General features: G+C 72.5%; 1 protein-coding gene. It reads left to right on the forward strand.

The features are described from left to right. Positions 1-4,565: type I polyketide synthase (locus tag CHC08_RS47545; protein ID WP_143653718.1), on the forward strand; the 4,565-nt coding region annotated here is incomplete at both ends.

The raw sequence follows: 4,565 nt of genomic DNA on the forward strand, positions 1-4,565 counted from the left end.
ACCGAGGCGCGGGCCTGGCCGGAGGTCGACCGGCCGCGTCGCGCGGCGGTGTCCTCGTTCGGGATCAGCGGCACCAACGCCCACGTCATCCTCGAGGCGGCGGCACCCGCGACCGTACCGACCCCGACGGTGCCCGACGGGCGGCCGATGCCCGTGGTGCTCACCGCCGCCGACGAGGCCGGGCTGCGCGCCCAGGCCGAGCAGGTACGCGGGGTGGACGCGCCGATCGCGGACCTGGCGCGGTCGCTGACCCGGCGCACGGCGCTGCGGCACCGCGCGGTCGTCGTGGCCGGCGACCACGCTGCCCTGGACGCCGGGCTGGCGGCGGTGGCCGCCGGGGCCCATCCGCTGGTCGGCGTGGCCGGGCACGGCCGGTTGGCGGTGGTGTTCACCGGTCAGGGCTCGCAGCGGGCCGGGATGGGCCGGGGGCTGTATCAGGCGTTCCCGGTGTTCGCGGCGGCCTATGACGAGGTCTGCCAGGTTTTGGATCTTCCGCTGCACGGGTTGGACGCGGCGTTGCTGGATCAGACGGGCTGGGCACAACCGGCGATTTTCGCGGTTGAGGTGGCGCTGCTGGCGCTGGTGCGTTCGTGGGGTGTGGTCCCGGAGGTGGTGACGGGGCATTCGATCGGGGAGATCACGGCGGCGTATGCCGCCGGTGTGCTGAGCCTGGCGGATGCCGCCACGCTGGTCGCGGCTCGGGGCCGGTTGATGCAGGCGCTGCCCTCGGGCGGGGCGATGCTCGCCATCGGGGCGGCCGAGGTGGATGTCCGGGCGCTCCTGGCCTCCATAGGTGGTGGCGAGTCGAGTGTCGGTGGCTTGGCCGTCGTGGGCGGCGGCGAGTCGAACGGCGAGGGCTTGGCCGTTGATGTTGCGGCGGTGAACGGTCCGGCGTCGGTGGTAGTGTCCGGGGTTGAGGACGACATCGAGCGGGTCGCCGAGCTGGCCGGTGAGCGGGGGTGGAAGACCTCGCGGTTGCGAACGAGTCACGCGTTCCATTCGCGCCTGATGGAGCCGATGCTGGCGGAGTTCGGTGAGATCGTCCGTGGGCTGAGTTTCGGTGAGCCGAGGATCCCGGCGGTTTCCACGGTGACCGGCGCGGCGGTGGCGGCGGGGCAGTGGACCGACCCGGCGTACTGGGTCGAGCAGGTCCGCAAGCCGGTCCGGTTCGCCGACGCGGCGGCTGCTTTGAAGGCTGACCGGGTGCTGGAGTTGGGCCCGGACGGTGTGCTCACCGCGCTGATCGGTGAGGCCAGCCCGGACGCGGTAGCGGTGGCCGCGCTGCGCCGGGACCGGGACGAGCCCACGACGTTGCTGACCGCACTGGGTGAGCTGTTCGTCCGCGGTCAGAACGTGGAGTGGCGGGCGTTGTTCGACGGCACCGCCGCCCGTCCGGTCGACCTGCCCACCTATCCCTTCCAGCACCGGCGCTTCTGGCCCCGGCCGCGGACCGGCGCCAGCAGGGACGCGATCGGACTGGGCCTCGCCGAGACCGGCCACCCGCTGCTCGGCGCGGCCATCGAGGCTCCCGACGCGGCAATGACGCTGCTCACCGGCTGGCTGTCGCTGCGTACCCACCCGTGGCTGGCCGACCACGTCGTGCTCGGCCGCACGCTCGTGCCGGGCACCGCGCTGGCCGAGATGGCCCGCGCGGCCGGCGAGCGGGCCGGCGTCCCGGTCGTGGAAGAACTCCTGCTCCAGGCCCCGCTGCCGCTGCCCGAGCGCGGCGGCGTCCAGCTCCGGGCCACGCTCGCCGAGCCTGACACCGACGGCCGCCGTGCGGTGGCGATCCACGCCCGTGCCGAGGACGAAGAGCCCTGGACGACGCACGCCACCGGTGTTCTGGCCGCCGCGGACGGTCGAGCCCCCGTCAAGATCGACCTGGTCTCCTGGCCGCCGGCCGACGCCGACCCGCTGGACCTGTCCGGCTTCTACGCGGAGACGGCCGCGAGCGGACTCGTCTACGGCCCGGCGTTCCAGGGCCTGCGGGGCGTCTGGAAGCGCGGCGAGGAGGTGTTCGCCGAGGTCGAGCTGGACCACACGACCACCGGATACGGCCTGCACCCTGCGTTGTTCGACGCGGTGCTGCACGCGATCGCCGTCGGCGGCCTGTTCACCGACGGTGAGATGCGGCTACCGTTCGCCGTCACCGGGCTCCGGACGTTCGGGCCGGCCGATACGCGGCTCCGGGCGCACCTGACCCGGGCAGGCGGTGCCGACACGGTGCGGCTCGCGCTCGCCGACGCGTCCGGCACGCCGGTCGCCGAGGTCGACGGCCTGGTGCTGCGTCCGGTGTCGGCCGCCCAGCTGGGAGCGGGCACGACCGATCGGCTGCTCTACGCGGTGGATTGGACCCCGCAGGAAGTGACCGCTTCGACGGAGACCCCGGTCGTGATCGCACTCGGTGATCCGCTACCGGCTCCGGCGCCCGTGGTGTTGGTGAACGCGACGGCCTCGGGTGCGGCTCTTGATCGGGCCGCCGCTCTGCTGACCTTGCTGCAGACCTGGTTGGCCGATCCGGCATGGGCGGGTTCCCGGCTGGTGGTGCGGACCTTCGGGGCGGTGGGTGAGGTGGTCACCGACCCGGATGGTGCGGCGCTCTGGGGCCTGGTGCGGTCTGCGCAGTCGGAGCACCCGGAACGGATTCATCTGCTGGACGGCTCTGAGGATGTGTTCTATCCGGTGCCGGAGGCGCTGGTGCGTGACGGTGTGGTGCGGGTGCCGCGTCTGGCGCGGTTGAAGGCGTCTGGTGCGGTGGAGTTCGGGGACGGGGCCGTGGTGGTGACCGGTGCGACCGGCACGCTGGGTGGTCTCCTGGTCCGTCATCTGGTGCAGGCTCACGGTGTCCGGAAGCTGGTGTTGCTGTCTCGGTCGGGCCGGAGTGTGGAGGTCGACGGGGCGCAGGTGCGTTCGGTCGCCTGCGATGTGGCCGACGCGGACGCGGTCGCCGAAGCCCTGCGGGGTGAGTCGGTGAGCGCGGTGATCCATGCCGCGGGTGTGCTGGATGACGCCTTGCTGGCCGATCTGACTCCCGAGCGGTTGCAGACGGTGTTTCGGGCCAAGGTCGACGCCGCCCGCAACCTCGCCGCGGCGACGAAGGACCAGCACCTGGCGGCGTTTGTGCTGTATTCGTCGGCGGCGGGTGTGTTCGGTAATGCCGGGCAGGCCAACTACGCGGCGGCGAACGCGTTCCTGGATGCCTACGCCACCCAGTTGCGGGAGCAGGGTGTTCCGGCGACCTCGCTGGCCTGGGGCCTGTGGGACGCCGGTATGGGTGAGACGCTCACCGACGCCGATCGTGACCGGATGCGTCGTGGCGGTGTCCTGCCGCTCACCGCCGAGCAGGGGCTGGCCGCCTTCGACGCCGCACTGGGTACCGGTCGCGCGGCCGTCGCGCCGCTCGCACTGGACACCGCCCCGCTGCGCGAGGCCGCCGCGGCCGGGCTGCTGCCCCCGCTGCTGGCGGGCCTGGTACGGGTGCCGGTCCGCAAGCGCGCCGACACCGCGCTGGGCCAGCGCCTGGCCGGTCTGCCGGCGCCACAGCGCGAGCGGGCCGTGCTCGACCTGGTCCGGACCCACGTGGCCGCTGTTCTCGGCTATCCGGGTCCGGACGCGGTCGAGGTCGAGCGGGCCTTCAGCGAGCTGGGCTTCGACTCGCTCATCGCGGTCGACCTGCGCAACCGGCTGGCGACGGTCACCGGGCTGCGGCTTCCCTCCACGCTCGTGTTCGACTATCCGAACGCGCTCGCACTGGCCGGGCACCTCGCCGCCGAACTCGCCGGAGCCGTCGAACAGATCGGATCCGCACCGGCGAGCACGACGGGCAACGCCGTGCGGACGGACGACCCGATCGCGATCGTCGGGATGGCCTGTCGCTTCCCGGGTGGCGTCAGCAGTCCGGAGGAGCTCTGGGATCTGGTCGCGGCCGGTCGGGACGGCGTCGGGTTCTTCCCCGAGGATCGGGGCTGGGACGTGGAGAACCTGTACCACCCCGACCCGGACCACCCCGGCACGACCTACTCCCGCGAGGGCGGTTTTCTCCGGGACGCCGCTCAGTTCGACCCTGGATTGTTCGGGATCTCGCCGCGTGAGGCGCTGGCGATGGATCCGCAGCACCGGCTGCTGCTGGAGTCCTCCTGGGAGGCGTTCGAACACGCCGGGGTGAACCCGATGGGACTGCGCGGTTCGCGGACCGGGGTATTCGTCGGCGTGATGTACAACGACTACTCGATGGTGCTGGGCGCTTCGGACGACAGTGCCGAGGGCTTCATGGGCACCGGCGGCAGCATCGCCTCCGGCCGAGTGTCCTACACGTTTGGTCTTGAGGGTCCGGCGGTCACCGTCGACACGGCATGTTCGTCGTCGCTGGTGGCGCTGCACCTGGCGATCCAGGCGCTGCGCAGCGGGGAGTGCGACGCCGCGCTGGCCGGTGGCGTGACAGTGATGGCGACCCCGAACACGTTCATCGGATTCTCCCGGCAGCGCGGCTTGGCCGCCGACGGGCGGTGTAAGTCCTTCGCCGAGGGTGCGGACGGTACCGGCTGGGGTGAGGGTGTCGGGATGCT

The organism is Streptosporangium subroseum (assembly GCF_900188345.1).
Taxonomy (GTDB): Bacteria; Actinomycetota; Actinomycetes; order Streptosporangiales; family Streptosporangiaceae; genus Streptosporangium; species Streptosporangium subroseum.